This window comes from Brevundimonas bullata, from assembly GCF_014207965.1.
Lineage (GTDB): Bacteria > Pseudomonadota > Alphaproteobacteria > Caulobacterales > Caulobacteraceae > Brevundimonas > Brevundimonas bullata_A.
The window spans coordinates 310,184-325,545 of sequence record NZ_JACHLM010000005.1 but is presented as its reverse complement, the minus strand read 5'-3'; the positions used below and the strand labels follow the sequence as shown (position 1 = coordinate 325,545).

The window sequence follows — 15,362 nt, the reverse complement described above, 5'->3', positions numbered from 1 at the left end:
CCTTCAGGTGCGCCGGCCAGTGCGGCGTGAACGCCCCCGGAGGCTCAATCACGTGATCGTCCACGCTCACAAGGATCAGGTCATCGACAGTCATGGGGCTCTTCCTCGTTTCCACGGACGGCTTGGCGCCGCCTCGAATTCGGACGCCGTCACATGGACTCGCGCCATTCAGAATTCTTTTCTAGAACAAAAATCGCAAAAGTGTCTAGAAAATATGACGTACGCCGCCGGACGCGCCGGCGCCCGCGCCCATCGGATATCGCTCAAGGAGACGCCATGATCCGCCGCATGGACCATTACACCATCGTCACCGATCGCCTGAACGAGAGCGTGGACTTCTACGGGATGCTGGGACTGGTCCCCGGCCCGCGGCCGGACTTCGGCGTGGGGGGAGCCTGGCTCTACGCCGACGACCGCCCCGTGCTCCACCTGGTCGAGACCGAACGCATGCCGGACACGCGGCGCGGCGCGCTCGATCACATGGCCTTCTTCGCCGAGAACTTCATCGCGGCGGCCGAGCGGGCGACGGCCGCCGCCCTGCCCTATCGCGTGATCCGCACGCCGCGGCCCTTCAGCCTGTGGCAGATGTTCCTGTTCGATCCCAACGGCGTCGAGGTGGAACTGGACTTCGCCGCCGACGAGCTTCCGCCGGCCGACTGGAAGGACCACGCCGGTCTCGGCCCGCGGTGACGCCGGGACGGCTCAGGTCAGGGCTGACGTCAGCCTGTGGCCGGCGTCACGAAGGGCGACGCCGATCTCCTCGAGCGCCTCGCCCTCATACTGCCCCTGCAGCATGACGCCGACGATGGTGAAGGCGACCTCGCCGGCCCGATCGAAGACCGGCGCGGCCAGGGTCTGGACGCCGCGCGTGAAATAGCCCCGGTCGACGGCCCATCCCCTCGCCTTGGCGGCTTCGACTTCGTCCCAGTAGGCTTCGAACGTCAGCGGCGTCTGCCAGCGCAGGGCGTTGAAGGCCGACTTCAGCTCTTTCCGGCTCCAGCCGAGATAGGGGGCCATGACGCGGCCGGTCGCGGCCATCAGGACCGGCAGACGCTGGCCCTCGGCCATTTCAATACGCACATTGGCGGGACTGGGCACGCCCTTGATCAGGACGATCTTGTCGACGCCCAGCCGCTTCCACAGCGTCACGGTGATATTGTACCGGTCCGCCAGGTCCCGCATCTGGGGCGTCGCCGCCGCGATGCGCTGCCCCTCGGTCAACAGGCTCCCGACCAGGGTGGTGAGGCCCACGCCGACCGAATAGGTCTTGGCGACGGGATCGAACTCCACGACCTCTTCCATCACCAGGGTGCGCAGGATGTTGAAGCAGGTGCTGGCGTTCAGCCCCAGGCTGCGCGAAATGGTCACCGACCGGGTGGGGCCGCCCGCCTCGACCAGGAATTTCAGGATCCGGATCGCATTGGCCGCCGGTTTGACGAAGACCATCTTCTCGGAGACGTCGTTGGTCGCGGCTGCGGCGTCGGCCTGTCCCTCGACGTCGTCGTGCTTGCTTTTTCCTGCGGCTGATCGCGCCATGCGCACCCCGTTGAATCTTGCGGCCCCGGCCGCGATCACGGCCTCTGATTAGCAGGCATTGAGCTTGAAGCGAAACGGGGAAACCGCCCCGTCCGCCCCGCGCCCCGCTGACCGGATCAGTCGCCGCCAGGCCCTTCGGCTCAGGCGGACGCCCCCTGGTCCGCAAAGGCCGTCGTCAGGATCGCTTCGAGCGATTGCGGCGCCCGCCCCGACAGGTTTTCGATATCGCCCGTGACGATGTCGAATCCCCCGGCGACGAACCCCTGACGGATGGAAAGGACCACCTCGACGACATGGGGCGGCAGCCCCGCAGCCAGAAATCGCGCCCGCAGGTCCTCGACGGGCATGATCACATGGTTCAGCGCCTTTCCGGTCAGCCGCGCGACCAGATCGATGCGCTCTGCGCCCGTCCAGGTCCGCGGTCCTGTTCCGGTATAGACCGCCCCCTCATGTCCCTCCCCGGCCAGGAGCCCGGCGGCCGCGGCGGCGAGGTCTGCGCGGGAGACGAAGGCGACCCGGTTCTCGCCCAGTCCGACCAGCGCGCCCTGGGCCAGGGCGGCCTTCGCCTCGTCCGCGAAGGACTCGGCGTAGTAGTTCATGCGCAGGATGCTCCAGCGCGGCGCCGTGCGCATCAGATGTTGTTCCGCGGCGAAGTAGGATGCCCAAACGTCGGGCTCCGGCCGCGCCCTCGCGCCGGCCGACGACATGAAGACCACATGGGGCACGCCGGCCCGACGGGCCGCATCAATGGCCGCCAGGTTCTGCCGGGCGCGCTGTCCCGGCGCCAAGGCGACTGTCGGGATGATCAACAGGCGATCCAGGCCGGCGTAGGCGGCGTCCAGACTTTCAGGCTGGTCATAGTCGCCGAAACGGGCCTCATGGCCCGCCGTCGTCTTCGGCGTGCGCGTGATCCCCACGACTTCCACGCCCGGGCGAAGGCCCAGATGCGCCACCACTCCGGCCCCAAGCTTTCCGCTCGCCCCGCTCACGCCGATCTTCATCGCTCGTTCTCCCCGGTTCCGATCCTGTCCGACCGCCTGCGGCGTCAGACCTCCTTCATGGGAATGGTCACGTCCGCGAGGCGCACCGGATCGACCTCGCGCCGCGACGCCAGCCATTGTCGCCCGGCCATGAATTCCGGCGGGGCGTTGACCGCCTCGACCGCCTGGACCCGCCCTCCGCAGAGGTGGAAGACCGCAAACTTGCGACCCGCCGGATCTCCGCGCGTAACGACCTGATCCACGTCGAACGGCAGGCCGGCGATCTGCAGCTTGAGGTCGTACTGATCGGACCAGAACCAGGGGGTGTCCGGCTTGGGTTCGGGCTGGCCGCTGATCGCCGCCGCAGCCTGGCGCGCCTGCTCGAGCGCATTGGGCACGCTTTCGAGACGAAGGCTCCGTCCATAGAGCGGCATCGGCCTGTGCGTGAGATCGCCGACGGCGAAGATGTCCCGATCCGAGGTGCGCGCCTGAGCATCGACGACGACGCCGTTGTCGCAGATCAGCCCGGCCTCCCGCGCCAGATCGTCATTGGGAATCGCCCCGATCCCCACCAGGACCGCGTCGCAATGCAGCATCCCGCCGTTCGCCAGCCGGACGCCCGAGACATGGCCGTCCAGCCCCTCGAAGCCCTCGATCTCGACCCCGAAGTGGAACCGCACGCCCTGCGCCTCGTGTTCCGCACGAAAGAAGTCGGACAGGACCGGACCGGCGACGCGGGCCAGAAGGCGGTCCTCGCGCTCCAGGACATCGACGTCGGCGCCGAGTTTGCGCGCCGACGCTGCAACCTCAAGACCGACATAGCCGCCGCCGATGACGGCCAGACGGAAACCGGGCTTGAAATAGGCCTTGATCCTCTCGGCGTCGTCGATCGTTCTGAGCTCAAGAAAGCCGTTCAAATCGCTCCCCGGAAGGACCAGACGACGCGCCCGTGCGCCCGTGGCGAGCACCAGGGTGTCATAGGCGAGGGTTTCGTCCGAAGAGAGGGTCAGGGTTTTGGCGGCGCGGTCGATCTCGACCACACGCGTAGAGGTTCGCAGATCAATACCGGCCTCCGCATACCAGTCGCGAGGCCGCAACAGCAGCCCGTCCTCGGCAAGCTCGCCCTTCAACCACCCCTTGGACAGGGGCGGACGCTGGTAGGGCGGATGCGGCTCTTCGCCGATCAGGGTGATGGGATCGGCATAGCCGTTCTGGCGCAGCATGGCCGCGACGCTTCCCCCGGCGTGCCCTGCCCCGATGATGATTGCGCTCACTTTGATCCCGTCCCTCTAGCCGACCTCCAGAACCCCGAACGCCGAAGGCTATCTACATGAAGAATTTTATTGTGATTTGAGAATTTCAAATCGTCTAGCCCAGAAGTGCTGGGCGTGCGCCAGGATGGTTTTCACGTCGCCTCGGCTTCCAGGCCGGCGTCGCCGTCGGAACCCGCCTCCCCGGCTCGAAGCCCAAGGCGTTCGCGTACGGCAGCGACGCCGATCTCCGCCGGGAAAGCGGGCTTGAGCGACCGCCACGCCGGCGCTCCCGAGCCGACACGGCCGGATTCATGCCCGTCGAGAACAATGCTAGGGTTACGACCCGTCGCGCGGACACCGACATCATGACCAGCCACCGGATTTTCACGACCCGCTTCGCCAGCGTCTACCCGCTCTATATCGCCAAGGCGGAAAAGAAGGGACGCACCAGTGCCGAGGTCGATCAGATCATTGGCTGGCTGACCGGATATAGCCAGGCCGAGCTTGCGGCCCAGGTCGCAAGCCAGGCGGATTTTCAGCGTTTCTTCGCCCAGGCGCCCCGCCCGAACCCGGCGCGCGCGACGATCACGGGCAAGGTCTGCGGCGTCCGCATCGAAGACCTGGACGATCCCCTGATGCGAGAGATCCGCTATCTCGACAAGCTGATCGACGAACTCGCCAAGGGCCGACCCATGGAGAAGATCCTTCGACACTAGGGTCGCTGGACGCGAGCCCATCGCGTCCCTGATATTCAGGATCCAGTTCGCGACCTTGAGCGACGACGCCAAGAACAGCGACGATGGGCTTCATGGCGGAGATGGCGCACAGAAAGCTTGACTGCGACCGCCATTCACCAGGTTTCCGTCGGCGATCTCAGTCAGCCCGCGCGTCCGGCGCCGTCGGGTTCCGTGTAGAAGCGCGCACGAAACGAACGCGTTCGGCCTTCAACTGAGACTCGGGGACGTATCCCGCCTGGGCGAACGCCCGCTGCTGCGGCAGGGCCGAAGGCGCATCCTCGGCGCGCCACCATTTCGGGTCGCTTGACGCCTTCGGCAGAAGCCCGCCCACGATACGTTCGATATCGCGAAAGCTCAGCTCGACTTCCGCCGCCTTCTGACGCCGCAGGTAGCGAGCAAGAGGCTCATACTTCGCCATGTCGGCCCGTTCCCATTTCTCCCGGCGTCGCTACGATCGGCCTGCCGAAAACAAGCGGCGGTCCATACCGGACGCCGCCCCTGGCGAGAAGACGGCGCGGCGCCTCCCCGCCTTTGCTCGACAGGATAGCGACCCGACCTCCGCCGCAAAGGGGGGCAGTGGGCGGGAACGGCCGGGTCGCTCCTCGCCGAAGCAGAGGAAGCCCCTCAACTCTGCAATGCCGCCAAGGTTCCCCTACTGGCCATGCTCGTCCTGCTGCGCCCTTCACGAGGAGCGGCATCGCTGGTGACGCCCCCGCAATCAGGCTTGCGATGCAGATGCGCCCCTGCCGTCGGCGGCATGAGATGACAGTTCGGCCCGCTCGGCGAGAGACGGTCCGAACTGTCTGTGAAGGCGAGGTCGGTCGCCTCCACTTCCACATCTTACGGCAAAGCTTTATCGCCTAGAAGCCGAAGTCGATCTGATCGACATGGACAGGGCGCGCACGCCGCTTTCGTGCAGGCTGGCTCGCAAGCGCCTTCTTCAAAATCTCCGACTCCTCCTGTCGGTCACAGGCACCAGTCGACGTCGCCGTCGCCGTCGCCGTCACCGAGCGGCCAGACCCCCGGCGAGGCATGCCAGGCAGCCGTGGCGTCGAAGGCGGTCTCAGCGCCCCTGTCTTCCTCCTCGCCCCCTTCCAGGCCGTCAGTTCGCTCTCCCACCATCCCACCCGTCCTGGCGAAAGGGTCACCGGCGTTGGAAAATCTCCAACCCGCTGCATGCGCCAGGCTGTGGACCGGCTGATGCCCGCGATGTCCCGGACGCGCCGCCAAGGCAGCAGCCGGTCTTCCGGTCCGCCTGACTCAATGGCTTCTCCATCCACCTGAAAACTCATGGCGCCGCGTCCTGACCGTCCCGTTCGGCCCATGTCTCCGGGTTCAGCGCCGTGGGATCGATGGCGGCGGCTTCACGCACGGCCGCGTCTCCTCGCCGCCGCAGGCGCGCCGGTCCTCACCTCGGTGATCTGGGCCTTCGCCCATTCCCGGAGCAGGCCGCGCGGATAGTAGGGCCTCGCGCGCACGTGGCGGCAGGGGGGGCCGTTGGACCCCGTCGACCAGAGACGCGCGAGGGTGGCGGGCTTGAGTCGGACGCCCAGAAGCGCCAGGAAGGCCGAGGCTTCCGCACGGGTCAGCAGATCATCATCGCCCGGCGCCGCCATGGTCGCCTGGTCCGAAGCATCCGAGATCATGGCGGCCCCTCCCGCCGGCACTGCCGGGCGCTTGAAACCACCCGCCCGGCGCTCAGGGCAAGGAAGCATTCTACAACAGATTCAACATATTGCTCCGTTTCCCTGATGCGAGGAATACGGCCCAGGGAAGCCACTCTCGCCGGTCCGGAATTGTAAGCGGCCAGGGCCAGTCTGACGTCCTGAAAACGCCTGAGCTGGCGCGCCAGGTAATCCGCCCCGCCGCGCAGGTTCTCGACCGGATCAAACCGGTTCTCGACGCCGAGCTCCCGGGCTGTCGCCGGCATCAGCTGCGTCAGGCCCGCCGCGCCTGCCGGGGAAACGGCGTCAGGCCTGTAGGCGCTCTCGATTAAAACCAGGGCGTGAAGAAGCTTGGGGTCCAGTCCGTGCCGCTCGGCCGCCGCCGCAACGGCTTCGCGGAACGGCGGATCGAGATCAGGCAGACGAACGACTTCCTCGGTCGCCGGTGACATCCCCGGCGTGGACGCCGCCCCGAACATGTCGCCGCCCGCCGCACGCCAGTCCACGCCCTGCGCCTGCACGACGCCGGGCGCCCCTGCGAGAAGGGCCGAAAGGATCAGTGCGTCGCGCCTCACCATGTCCCCACCGCCGTGAAGACGCCTCTGATCTCGCTTCGGTCCACCGGACCGAAATAGCGGCTGTCGAAGCTCTCGGCCGAATCCCCCAGCAGGAAGACCTCGCCTGCCTCCAGACGGCGACAGTCCGTCCAGGCCTTCAAAACGGCGCCGCGCCGGTCCTGCGCCAGAACGACCGCTTCGCCCGCAGGCGTGACCACCCTGCCCGCCTTCGCACAGACCTGGTCGCCGCCGACCGCCGCCACGCGCTTCAGCAGGAGCAGGTCTGCAGACGCGCCAAGGCTCTCGAGATAGGCGCGGGCGGCTTTCGGCTGGGCCGCCGCCGCCGTCGCGTCCCGGCGGATGTCTGCACCAAAGCGCCGCAGATAGAGCCCGCGAGGCAGGCTGCTTGTCTCGTTGACGAGGGCCAGGGTCGGCATGGCTCCGGCGAGGACCGGCGTCAGGGGCGGCGCGAACGCCGCCAAAACAAGCGCCGCCCAGCCGCGGAGCGTGAAGGTCCGGATCATCTGTAGGGCTCCAGGATCAAGTCGCGGGTGATCATCACCTGGACGCGCTCGCCCGCCTGCACGCGCACCACGGGCCGTACCTCCAGTTCCCGGTCGATCAGACGTCCGCCGACCCGGGCCCCTTCGATCGCCGCAGCGTCGCCTGCGTCTCCGAGGAAGGAGCCTCCGCCGCGACCGCCCTCGTCGCGCGCCATCTGGCCCAGGGTGGTGACAGCCCCCGCGAACAGGGTCCCGATCACCAGGGCGCCGAGCCGCCGGTCGACCCGTCCCTGCACCCCGACGGCGCCGCGCGCGTCCACGCCCGGCTCGGCCTCCAACACCAGGCTCTTGCCATTGGGCAGGATCAGCCGTTCCCACACGATAAAGGCGCGCCTCTCGCCATAGGCGCTATCGCCCTCATGACGCCCGATGAGCCGGGAGCCCTGGGGCGCCAGCAGGTGCCGGCCGGCCACCGTGTCGTAGAGATTCTGGGTCAGGGCGGCGATCACCGGCCCCGGCCGCGAGGTATCCACCCCCGTCAGCAAGACCGCCGGCATGAGGGTCCCGGCCTTCAATTCGAAGGGTGAGACCGGGGCCGTCAGGCCGTGCCGGTTGTAGACCTCGCTTCCGGGCGCCCCTACATCACCGCTGCCCGTCGATACCGTCTGCAAAGGCACGGCTGCGGGCGCAGGACGATCCGCGCCGCCCGTTTCGAACATCAGGCCGCTCCGGACGGCCAGATCCCGCGCATCGGGGCCCGCGGCCCGTTTCAGCGTCGATGCGCGATAGCCGCGCGTTGCGGGCTCCCGCCCTTCACGCCCATGAGCATCGGTCGGCGCCGGCGCGGCTGCCGCTTCGCCCCTCGGCGGCGGCAGGCGGTCATAGGTGGCCGGCTGGTCCGTCACCTGCTCGGCCGGCCGCACGGCACGCCGCACATCCTCATCGCGGCCTTCCGCAGCACGGGCGCGCGACGCCTCACGCAACTCGGGCTGCACCACGAAGGCCCAGGTCAGCGCCCCGGCGAGCACCAGGCCGGCGCTCCCGGCGACCAGCTTGACCATCGCCCCGCGCAGGCGGACCACGGGCGGACGCTGCGCGCGACCGTCCAGATCCGGCGCCGACGCTTTCGGGGCGCCCTGCGGCTCGCCGCGCGGCGGGACGCCAGTCACGGCCTCTCTCCTTCGAGCCGGCGGATGCGCACGACCTGAGGACGACGTTCCCCGATCCTCAGCTCAGCCCGATCAAACACCCTGTCCGCGATGAACAGGCCGCGGGACTGCCTGTAGTTCACATACTGGGCCTGTCCGTCCGGCCCGATCACGAACAGGGCCGGCGCCTCGACGGCCTCCAGTCCCGGCCCGAAGGCGATGAAGGTGCGCCTCCCGTCGTCGAAGACGGCCGTCGGGGTCCAGGCGGTTCTCCGCCCCTCGATCGCGTAGCGGGCGTTCAGCGGCCCTTGCGGGCTTACCGGCCCCGCCTCCGGCATCGGCTCGATCGAGACAGGCGAGGCCAAGGCCGGCGGCGTATCCCAGGCGATCGCCGGATTAAAGGCCTCGGGCGCCCCGCTCTTCAAGGCGATCAGATAGACGCGCCGGTCGGTCGTCAGCACGAGGTTGGTCTCCAGCCCGCGCTGCAAAGGTTTGAGCAGGACGTGGGTTCGGCCTGCCGTTCCATCGCCGGAACGGGCCTCGGCCACCTGCCAGCGAACGGTGTCTCCAGCCGCCTTTGCGGTCAGGGCCTCACCCTCGCCCAGCATCAGGGTCGTGACCCGCAGGGGCGAGGTCCAGACCTCATAGACCCGCCCCGGCGACCAGGCGAAGACCTGGACCCCGCCCTCGAACCGGTCGGAGCGCGAGGCCGCGCGCGCCTCGACATTGGCGTCGGCTATGGCGCGTCGCCCTGTTCGCACCGGCGGCGCGGCCGCCGCCTCAACATAGGGACGGGCTGTCTCCGCCGCCGGATCGCCGGGGTCGGGTAAGGGAGACCAGGCGACGAGCAGCACCGCGCCCAGGGGGATCATGAAGCGTCGGGGGTCCATGACACGTCCTCAATTTTCAGTCCGAGAGGGTTTTTCATCAGCTCCGCCTCATTGCGCGGGGCCTGGACGCCGGTGGTGATCAGCGCCCTCCAACGCTCGCTACCGGCCGACTGGCCGTTGACGAACCGGGTCTCGCGCCATTGCAGATCAAAGGTCCGCCCCGATCGCCGCACGACGTTGAGGACCTCGACGTTGACGGCCTCGCGCCCGACCTCGGCAAAAGGATCGCGGGTCTGGGCCCAGGCGTTGAGGAAGGACGCCGCCTTCGGCGTCAGCAGGTCGTAGGCCCGCAGCCAGTTCTGGCGCAGGACGATGGGATCGATGCTCTTGGAGCGGACGTCGCGGATCCATCCGGCCAAGGCGTGGCCGACCTGGGCGTCGTTCGGCTCATAGCGACCGCCGATGGCCGTGATCTTCTGGGTCTCGCCCCAGTCGGACACCTCCACCACGAAGGGTTTGACCACGGCCCGCTCGGCCTGGACCCACCAGCCGGCGCCGAGGAAGACGGCCAGGACGAGGTTGGCGACAGCGATCCGGCGCCAGTTACGGGCGTGGGCCAGGGACAGCCCCATGCGATCGTCCCAGACCTGGCCGGCCCTCTGGTAGGGCGTGGCCTCGGGGGCCGAGGTCAAGGCCCTGCGCGGGCGGAAGAAGGGATGCATGGTCAAGGCTCCTCGGTGCGGAGATTGGGAGACAGCACGCCGCTGATTTCACTGGAGGGGGCCAGGCCGCGGCCGGCGTTAGCGACAAAGAAGGCCTGAAGGGCCCGTGATCGGCCGCCCTGCCCTTGCGGGCTTCGGCGTCCTCCGCCCTGGAGGGCGCGGTGGAAGTCCTTCCTCGCCGCCTCGGTCTCGCGCGCGCGACGCGCGGCCATGGGCCCCTCACTGTTCGGGGCGGCTACGGTTTCGGCGCTGTGGCTCTCGGGCGCGTCGCGTCCCGCCGCCTCCGCCTTTCCGACGTCAGGGGAATCCGCTCCTGCGGCGCGGTCGTCCACAGACCGCTTCGACGCGCCGCCGCCACCACCGTCGCCGCCGTCGCCCTGGGGGCCGCCGCCAGCTGGCCGTGGCGGCCAAGGCCCCGAACCGCCGGGCCCCCGGCCTCCGCTGCTGGCGGCTCCGGCCGCCGCGCGCGAGGGTCCCGCAAGACGTGCAGCGCCGCCGCCCGCCATTGCGCCGGCGCCGACCAGGCCGGCTCCTGTCAGGAGGCCCGCGCCGCCGACGGCCAGCCCCCCGGCCATGGCGGCGCCCGCGCCGAGAGCCGGCCCGCCAGTCACCAGGGCCGAGGCGAGGCTGGGAATGAAGAGGGCCAGCATGGCCAGGAGGATGGAGGCCACCAGGATGCTGAGGGCTTCATAGATGTCGGGATTGGCTGACGGCTGGAGTTGGTCGAAGACGGTGCGGGCGCCGGAGACGACAATGGCGAGGGCCAGCACCTTGAGGCCCGCGGACACCACATAGCCGAGCGGCCTCTCGGCCAGAAAGGCGGTGCGGCTCCAGATGCCGAAGGGCAGGAGGACGAAGCCGCCGAGGGTGACGATCTTGAACTCCAGCAGGGTCACGATGATCTGCAGCGCCAGCACGGCGAAGGCCAGCATGATGCCGATCATGGCCAGGCCGAGGATCAGGGCGTCGGCCAGGTTGCCGACCACGTCGAGCGGATTGGCGACCGGGGCCGGGGTGTCGCCCAGGGCCTTCACGATAGCCCAGCCCTGGGCCAGGACGGCGCCCGGATTGAGAAAGTCTTCGCGGCTCAGGTCGCCGCCGCCCGCCGTCAGGCCGAGCTCGATGAAGCCTGCGTAGATCGTCTCGGACAGGGCCTGCCAGTCATTGATCAGCCAGGCGAAGGCGCCAACCAGCAGGACCTTGCCGAAGCCTGCGGCGAGGATTTCGCGCTGCGGCGACAGGGCCCACTGGATGCCGGTCAGGGCGACCACGAGGACGATCAGCAGGCCGAAGACGTTGTTGACCGATCCCTCGAGGGCGGCGAACCCGGCCGTGACGGTGTTCGAAAAGACCGTCATCAGCGCGTTGGGCGTCTCCATGCCGACGGCCATGGTCTCAGTCCCTTGCGCGGGAGAAGGGGTCGAAGGCCGGCGGCGGCGGCACGACCGCCTCCCGGGCCCAGGCCCGGCGCCGCGCGGCGTCGCCCGCCGCCCGGTCCGCCGTCTGACGAGCGGCCTGTTCGGCCAGCAACCGGGACTGGGCCAGCATGATCGAGCGCATGGCCGCCAGATCCTCAGCCAGAACAGCGAGAATCTGGTTCGAGGACTGGACGGCGGCCGTCTGTCCCTGCGCGGACTGGCTGGCGGACAGGGCGCCGCTGAGCCGCCCCTCCCGGCCCTGCCCCAGCCGCTCCAGTTCCGCCGCGTGACGGGCGAGATCGAAGGCCGTGCGTCGGGCGTTGTCGCTGCGGCCCTCGCCCTGCCGGATCAGGGCCTCCAGGTCGGCGCTGTCGAGGTCGCCCGCGTAGAGGTCCTGAAACTGCTTCTCCAGGGCCGCCGCCGTCGCCCCCAGGCCTTCCACGCTCCGGGCCAGCGCCGCCATCTCCTGCAAGGCCCGGCTGTTCTGCGCCAGGTGGCTATAGGGCGAGGCCGCCAGACTGCGGGCCTCATTGGCGAGGCTCTCCAGCTGGCGCGCCGTCTGCAGCGCATTCTCCAGATGGTTTTTCGGATCGAAGACCACCTGCTGGGCGCTGGCCGCCCCTGATCCCAGGACGAGCAGAATCGCCGCGGCCGTTGCGGCCAGGCGCCTATTCCGCTGCAATCGGCGGCGCGAAGGCGTCGAAGACATCGTCGACATGCTGCACTCCCTTGGCTTTGAGGAATTCACGGGCGAACCGCTCGGGGCCGCTCCGGGCGAGGACCCTGTCGATCAGGGTCTGGTCTTCGGGCGAGCCGGCGCCGCACAGGGCCAGGGCCACCCCGGTCAGGCGCAGATCGAACAGCCGCCTGCCGTGGGGTTGGCGCCAGTAGTAGGCCCGCTTGGGCGGGGCGAAGGCGATGAGCTCGAGCTGGCGCCGTGTCAGACCGAAGGCGCGGTAGAGGTCGCCGGACGCCGGCTCCAGCGCCCGGGGATTGGGCAGGAAGATCTGGGTGGGGCAGCTCTCGATCAGGGTCGCGGCGATCGGCGAGGCCGCGACGTCGTCCAGGCTCTGGGTGGCGAAGACCACCGAGACCCGCTTCTTGCGCAGGGTCTTCAGCCATTCCCTGATCTTGGCGGCGAAGGCGCCCTCCCCCAGAAAAAGCCAGGCTTCATCCAGGACCAGCAGGGTCGGCCGACCGTCGAAGCCGGCCTCGAGCTGATGAAACAGGGCCGACAGGGCCGGACCGACGACCGACGGCGTGGCCATCAGGGTCTCGAGTTCGAAGGTGTCGAAGCGGCTGGGCGCCAGATCACTGTCGGCGCCGTCCAGCAGGCTCCCATGAGGCCCCTTCAGCGTCAGCAGCTCAAGCGCCGTCGAGACGTCGCGGTTCTGCACCAGGGCGCAGAAGACCGTGAGCGTGCGCTGGGCGCGGGGCGCGGCCGCCAGGGCGTTCAGCGCCGACCAGATCTCCTCGCGCAGTTCGGGACGCGGCTCCACGCCCGCAAAGCGCAGCGCTTCCGCGATCCACTCCGCCGCCCAGGCCCGCTCGCTCGGGTCGTCGATCCCCGCCAGCGGTTGTAAGGCGACGGCGCCGCCGGGCTCCAGGGCGCGCCAGCAACCGCCTGCGGCCAGAGTCGCCGCCCGCGCTGACCGCCCCTTGTCGAAAAAGACCACCCGGGCGTCCGGATAGCGGAACCACTGCAGGGCGAGAAAGGACAGGAGGGCGCTCTTGCCTGCACCCGTCGGTCCCACGACCATGGCGTGGCCGACGTCGCCGACATGAAGGACCAGCCGGAACGGCGTGGACCCGGTCGTGCGCGCCGTGGCCAGAGGGGGACCGTCCAGGGCGTCGTCGCCGGCCGGCCCTGCCCAGACGGCCGAGACCGGCAGGAGGTCGGCGAGGTTGAGCGTGGAGACCAGGGGCCGCCGCACGTCGGCGTAGGGCTCGCCCGGCAGGGATCCAAGCCAGGCCTCCACGGCGTTCAGGTCCTCGACCCGGGCGATGAGTCCCTGGGCGTTGAGCACGCCCTCGATGGCCCGCGCCTTGGCCGCCACCCCGGATGGGCTGGCGTCGAGCACGGTGACGGTCAGGGTCAGGTAGCCGAAGGCGCAGGCGTCCGCGCCGAGCGCCGCCAGGGCGCCGTCGCACTCCTCCGTCTTGGACACGGAGTCCGTATCGAGAAGCGGCGTCTCCTCCTTGGTGACCGCCTCGCGGAGCAGGACGCCGACGCCCTTGCGTTTGGCGAACCAGCGCTTGCGCAGCTTGACGATTTCGAGCTCGGCCCCGGCCTTGTCGAGGGCGATCCAGCGCGCCGTCCAGCGATAGGCGAACGGCAGGGCGCCGAGCGCGTCCAGCAGGCCGGGCCGGGTGGCGGCGGGCAAACCGCGAACGGACACCACCTTGAGCCACTGCTCGCCCAGGCGGGGCGTCGCGCCTCCCGTCATGGCCGTGTCGGCCAGCCAGGCGTCGAGGAACATGGGCGGATCGGGCGGCTCGACCGTCATCGACCGGGTCGACACCGTCTCATGGAGCCAGGTCAGCAGGTCTGCGTCATCAAGCCAGAAGATTTCAGGCAGGGCGTCGGACAGGAGGTCGAAGGTCGCCCCTGCCTCGCGCCGGAACTGCTCGAGAGCCTGGCGCCAGTCGGTCGCGCCGGCTGAGAGGCCGTCGAACATCCAGCGCTCCATACGGCGGCTGTCGTCGGCCGGCGGCAGCCAGGTCAGGGCTAGGCGATAGTCGGTCTCGAAGGCCGGATCGGCCTCCTCAAACCGTCGGCGACGCTCGGCGTCGACCAGCCAGGCCGCGTCGATGTCGAAGTCGCTCTCCGGGTAGGGCGCCGCCGGTCGCCGGCGCGCCTCGACATGCAGGCACCAGCCTGTGCCCAGTCGGCGCAGGGCGTTGTTGAGCCGGGCGCGCACCGCCATCAGCTCCTCCTCGGTGGACGATTCCAGATCCGGCCCGCGAAAGCGAAAGCCCGTCATGAAGGACCCGTCCTTGTTCAGCGCCACGCCGGCCGCGACCAGGGCGGCCCAGGGCAGATGGTCGGCCAGACTGGCCGGACGCCGGCGATGTTCGTCGAGGAAGCGCATCTCAGGCGTCCAGGTGACCCGGCAGCGCCAGGTGCCGCCGTAGGACATCGAAGAAGCGGGCGTCGGACCGCGCGGCCCAGAGGCCGACCGCATGGGCGCAGGCCCACCACAGCAGGCCCAGCCACCAGATGCGGAGCGCAAGACCCAGGACGAGGGCGATGGTGCCCATGGCGATGGCGTATTCCCGCGGCATGCCGGCCATCAGCACCGGCGTGGCCAGGGCCTGGGCCACCGGCAGGGTCCAGCCCTCGGGATGGTCGCTCCGACCGGCCATCACGCGACCTCCACGCCGCCGGCGAAGCCGAAGAAGTCGAGGAAGAAGGTCGAGGCGGCGAAGGCGATGCAGAGGCCGAACATGATGCCGAGACCGCGCCGCAGGTTGGACCCGCTCTCGCTCATGGCCACGGCCACCCCGAAGATCACCACCGCCACCACGGCGACCGCCTGGACGACGGGCCCGGTGATGGACTGCACCACCTGCTGCAGCGGCCCCTCCCAAGGCATGCCCGATCCTCCCGCGAGGGCCGGACCGGCCGCCATCAGGGCGCAGGTCATCGCAGCGCCGCCGAGGCGACGTGATAGAAGTCCGCTCATGGTTTTGCTTCCTGGTTCAGGACGTTTCAGCGCGTCCCGACTCATTGCAAGCAAACTTATCCACACCCTGTCAACAATATTTATTCAATGTTTTCTACAACTTGCAAGCAAGTCCTGAGCAAGTCATCCACAAGTCGCACGACACCGCCGCTCATGCCGGAAAAAGCCGAGACCCTTCATGAGGGTTAGGGCCGCCAGGACTTGCCACGACTTGCGACGCCCCTGCCTGATCCCGCCGGCAGGACGCCCGACGACCACACAGGAGACAGGCGTCGACGAACCTCGTCCCGAGAAATCAGAGCCCATCTGGTGGATACGGCGGCCCCCC

General features: G+C 69.2%; 18 protein-coding genes and 1 pseudogene. 2 read left to right on the top strand and 17 right to left on the bottom strand.

All coding sequences use genetic code 11. The features are described 5' to 3' along the window. Nucleotides 1–276 precede the first annotated feature (276 nt). Complete coding sequence (locus HNP51_RS15060) at nucleotides 277–690, top strand: VOC family protein (RefSeq protein ID WP_184271598.1); 414 nt, start codon at nucleotides 277–279, stop codon at nucleotides 688–690. Between the two features lie 12 nt (nucleotides 691–702). Here the strand turns inward: HNP51_RS15060 and HNP51_RS15055 are convergent, their stop codons facing one another. The 3 genes from HNP51_RS15055 to HNP51_RS15045 form a co-directional block, all read right to left on the bottom strand. Next, entirely contained in the window at nucleotides 703–1,536 is an 834-nt protein-coding gene (locus HNP51_RS15055) for an IclR family transcriptional regulator (protein WP_184271601.1), read from the bottom strand. A gap of 140 nt (nucleotides 1,537–1,676) precedes the next feature. Beyond that, nucleotides 1,677–2,537 (bottom strand): NAD(P)H-binding protein, encoded by an 861-nt coding sequence (locus HNP51_RS15050; RefSeq protein WP_184271604.1) that lies wholly within the window; start codon nucleotides 2,535–2,537, stop codon nucleotides 1,677–1,679. Between the two features lie 44 nt (nucleotides 2,538–2,581). Then, a complete protein-coding gene (locus tag HNP51_RS15045; RefSeq protein WP_184271607.1) occupies nucleotides 2,582–3,790 on the bottom strand; it encodes an NAD(P)/FAD-dependent oxidoreductase in 1,209 nt (402 codons plus the stop codon). A gap of 344 nt (nucleotides 3,791–4,134) precedes the next feature. On the opposite strand from HNP51_RS15045, the gene HNP51_RS15040 reads away from it, so the two are divergent. Beyond that, nucleotides 4,135–4,485, top strand: a complete 351-nt coding sequence (locus tag HNP51_RS15040; protein WP_184271610.1) for a DUF2200 domain-containing protein — start codon at nucleotides 4,135–4,137, stop codon at nucleotides 4,483–4,485. Between the two features lie 157 nt (nucleotides 4,486–4,642). Here the strand turns inward: HNP51_RS15040 and HNP51_RS15035 are convergent, their stop codons facing one another. From HNP51_RS15035 to HNP51_RS14975, 14 genes and pseudogenes are all read right to left on the bottom strand, one after another. Beyond that, a complete protein-coding gene (locus HNP51_RS15035) occupies nucleotides 4,643–4,924 on the bottom strand; it encodes a toxin-antitoxin system, antitoxin component (protein ID WP_184271613.1) in 282 nt (93 codons plus the stop codon). A gap of 548 nt (nucleotides 4,925–5,472) precedes the next feature. After that, on the bottom strand, nucleotides 5,473–5,628 hold the full coding sequence (locus HNP51_RS18680) for a hypothetical protein (RefSeq protein WP_260398544.1): 156 nt from the start codon (nucleotides 5,626–5,628) through the stop codon (nucleotides 5,473–5,475). A 32-nt stretch (nucleotides 5,629–5,660) separates the two neighbouring features. Then, nucleotides 5,661–5,798 (bottom strand): annotated as a pseudogene (locus HNP51_RS18675) (AlpA family transcriptional regulator); the annotation flags it as partial. 72 nt (nucleotides 5,799–5,870) lie between these two features. Beyond that, on the bottom strand, nucleotides 5,871–6,152 hold the full coding sequence (locus HNP51_RS15025; protein WP_260398509.1) for a hypothetical protein: 282 nt from the start codon (nucleotides 6,150–6,152) through the stop codon (nucleotides 5,871–5,873). Further along, nucleotides 6,149–6,748: a lytic transglycosylase domain-containing protein gene (locus HNP51_RS15020; RefSeq protein WP_184271619.1), complete on the bottom strand. Its 600-nt coding sequence runs from the start codon at nucleotides 6,746–6,748 to the stop codon at nucleotides 6,149–6,151. Before HNP51_RS15020 ends, HNP51_RS15025 begins: the two co-directional genes overlap by 4 nt. Further along, nucleotides 6,742–7,251 (bottom strand): S26 family signal peptidase, encoded by a 510-nt coding sequence (locus HNP51_RS15015; protein WP_260398510.1) that lies wholly within the window; start codon nucleotides 7,249–7,251, stop codon nucleotides 6,742–6,744. The genes HNP51_RS15020 and HNP51_RS15015 overlap by 7 nt, the downstream gene beginning before the upstream one ends. Continuing rightward, nucleotides 7,248–8,399, bottom strand: a complete 1,152-nt coding sequence (locus HNP51_RS18900) for a TrbI/VirB10 family protein (protein ID WP_184271622.1) — start codon at nucleotides 8,397–8,399, stop codon at nucleotides 7,248–7,250. The genes HNP51_RS15015 and HNP51_RS18900 overlap by 4 nt, the downstream gene beginning before the upstream one ends. Further along, complete coding sequence (locus HNP51_RS15005) at nucleotides 8,396–9,268, bottom strand: TrbG/VirB9 family P-type conjugative transfer protein (protein ID WP_260398511.1); 873 nt, start codon at nucleotides 9,266–9,268, stop codon at nucleotides 8,396–8,398. The genes HNP51_RS18900 and HNP51_RS15005 overlap by 4 nt, the downstream gene beginning before the upstream one ends. Then, nucleotides 9,247–9,930 carry a conjugal transfer protein TrbF gene (gene trbF / locus HNP51_RS15000; RefSeq protein WP_184271624.1) on the bottom strand — a complete coding sequence of 228 codons (684 nt, stop codon included), beginning with the start codon at nucleotides 9,928–9,930 and terminating at the stop codon, nucleotides 9,247–9,249. Before trbF ends, HNP51_RS15005 begins: the two co-directional genes overlap by 22 nt. A 2-nt stretch (nucleotides 9,931–9,932) precedes the next feature. After that, nucleotides 9,933–11,321 carry a P-type conjugative transfer protein TrbL gene (trbL, locus tag HNP51_RS14995; RefSeq protein WP_260398512.1) on the bottom strand — a complete coding sequence of 463 codons (1,389 nt, stop codon included), beginning with the start codon at nucleotides 11,319–11,321 and terminating at the stop codon, nucleotides 9,933–9,935. Nucleotides 11,322–11,325: 4 nt separating this feature from the next. Beyond that, entirely contained in the window at nucleotides 11,326–12,066 is a 741-nt protein-coding gene (locus HNP51_RS14990) for a conjugal transfer protein TrbJ (RefSeq protein WP_184271627.1), read from the bottom strand. Then, entirely contained in the window at nucleotides 12,017–14,440 is a 2,424-nt protein-coding gene (gene trbE, locus HNP51_RS14985; RefSeq protein ID WP_184271630.1) for a conjugal transfer protein TrbE, read from the bottom strand. The genes HNP51_RS14990 and trbE overlap by 50 nt, the downstream gene beginning before the upstream one ends. Nucleotide 14,441: 1 nt before the next feature. Continuing rightward, nucleotides 14,442–14,714, bottom strand: coding sequence for a VirB3 family type IV secretion system protein (locus HNP51_RS14980; RefSeq protein ID WP_184271633.1), 273 nt, complete (start codon nucleotides 14,712–14,714; stop codon nucleotides 14,442–14,444). Beyond that, on the bottom strand, nucleotides 14,714–15,034 hold the full coding sequence (locus HNP51_RS14975; protein WP_040345376.1) for a TrbC/VirB2 family protein: 321 nt from the start codon (nucleotides 15,032–15,034) through the stop codon (nucleotides 14,714–14,716). The genes HNP51_RS14980 and HNP51_RS14975 overlap by 1 nt, the downstream gene beginning before the upstream one ends. Nucleotides 15,035–15,362 lie beyond the last annotated feature (328 nt).

Coding starts and splice junctions, on each gene's coding strand:
- HNP51_RS14990 (WP_184271627.1), bottom strand. CDS start 12,066: ATGTCGACGATGTCTTCGACGCCTTCGCGCCGCCGATTGCAGCGGAAT.
- trbL (WP_260398512.1), bottom strand. CDS start 11,321: ATGGCCGTCGGCATGGAGACGCCCAACGCGCTGATGACGGTCTTTTCG.
- HNP51_RS15025 (WP_260398509.1), bottom strand. CDS start 6,152: ATGATCTCGGATGCTTCGGACCAGGCGACCATGGCGGCGCCGGGCGAT.
- HNP51_RS15050 (WP_184271604.1), bottom strand. CDS start 2,537: ATGAAGATCGGCGTGAGCGGGGCGAGCGGAAAGCTTGGGGCCGGAGTG.
- trbE (WP_184271630.1), bottom strand. CDS start 14,440: ATGCGCTTCCTCGACGAACATCGCCGGCGTCCGGCCAGTCTGGCCGAC.
- HNP51_RS15040 (WP_184271610.1), top strand. CDS start 4,135: ATGACCAGCCACCGGATTTTCACGACCCGCTTCGCCAGCGTCTACCCG.
- HNP51_RS15020 (WP_184271619.1), bottom strand. CDS start 6,748: ATGGTGAGGCGCGACGCACTGATCCTTTCGGCCCTTCTCGCAGGGGCG.
- HNP51_RS15005 (WP_260398511.1), bottom strand. CDS start 9,268: ATGGACCCCCGACGCTTCATGATCCCCCTGGGCGCGGTGCTGCTCGTC.
- HNP51_RS14975 (WP_040345376.1), bottom strand. CDS start 15,034: ATGAGCGGACTTCTATCACGTCGCCTCGGCGGCGCTGCGATGACCTGC.
- HNP51_RS14980 (WP_184271633.1), bottom strand. CDS start 14,714: ATGGCCGGTCGGAGCGACCATCCCGAGGGCTGGACCCTGCCGGTGGCC.
- trbF (WP_184271624.1), bottom strand. CDS start 9,930: ATGCATCCCTTCTTCCGCCCGCGCAGGGCCTTGACCTCGGCCCCCGAG.
- HNP51_RS18680 (WP_260398544.1), bottom strand. CDS start 5,628: ATGGTGGGAGAGCGAACTGACGGCCTGGAAGGGGGCGAGGAGGAAGAC.
- HNP51_RS15055 (WP_184271601.1), bottom strand. CDS start 1,536: ATGGCGCGATCAGCCGCAGGAAAAAGCAAGCACGACGACGTCGAGGGA.
- HNP51_RS15060 (WP_184271598.1), top strand. CDS start 277: ATGATCCGCCGCATGGACCATTACACCATCGTCACCGATCGCCTGAAC.
- HNP51_RS15035 (WP_184271613.1), bottom strand. CDS start 4,924: ATGGCGAAGTATGAGCCTCTTGCTCGCTACCTGCGGCGTCAGAAGGCG.
- HNP51_RS15015 (WP_260398510.1), bottom strand. CDS start 7,251: ATGATCCGGACCTTCACGCTCCGCGGCTGGGCGGCGCTTGTTTTGGCG.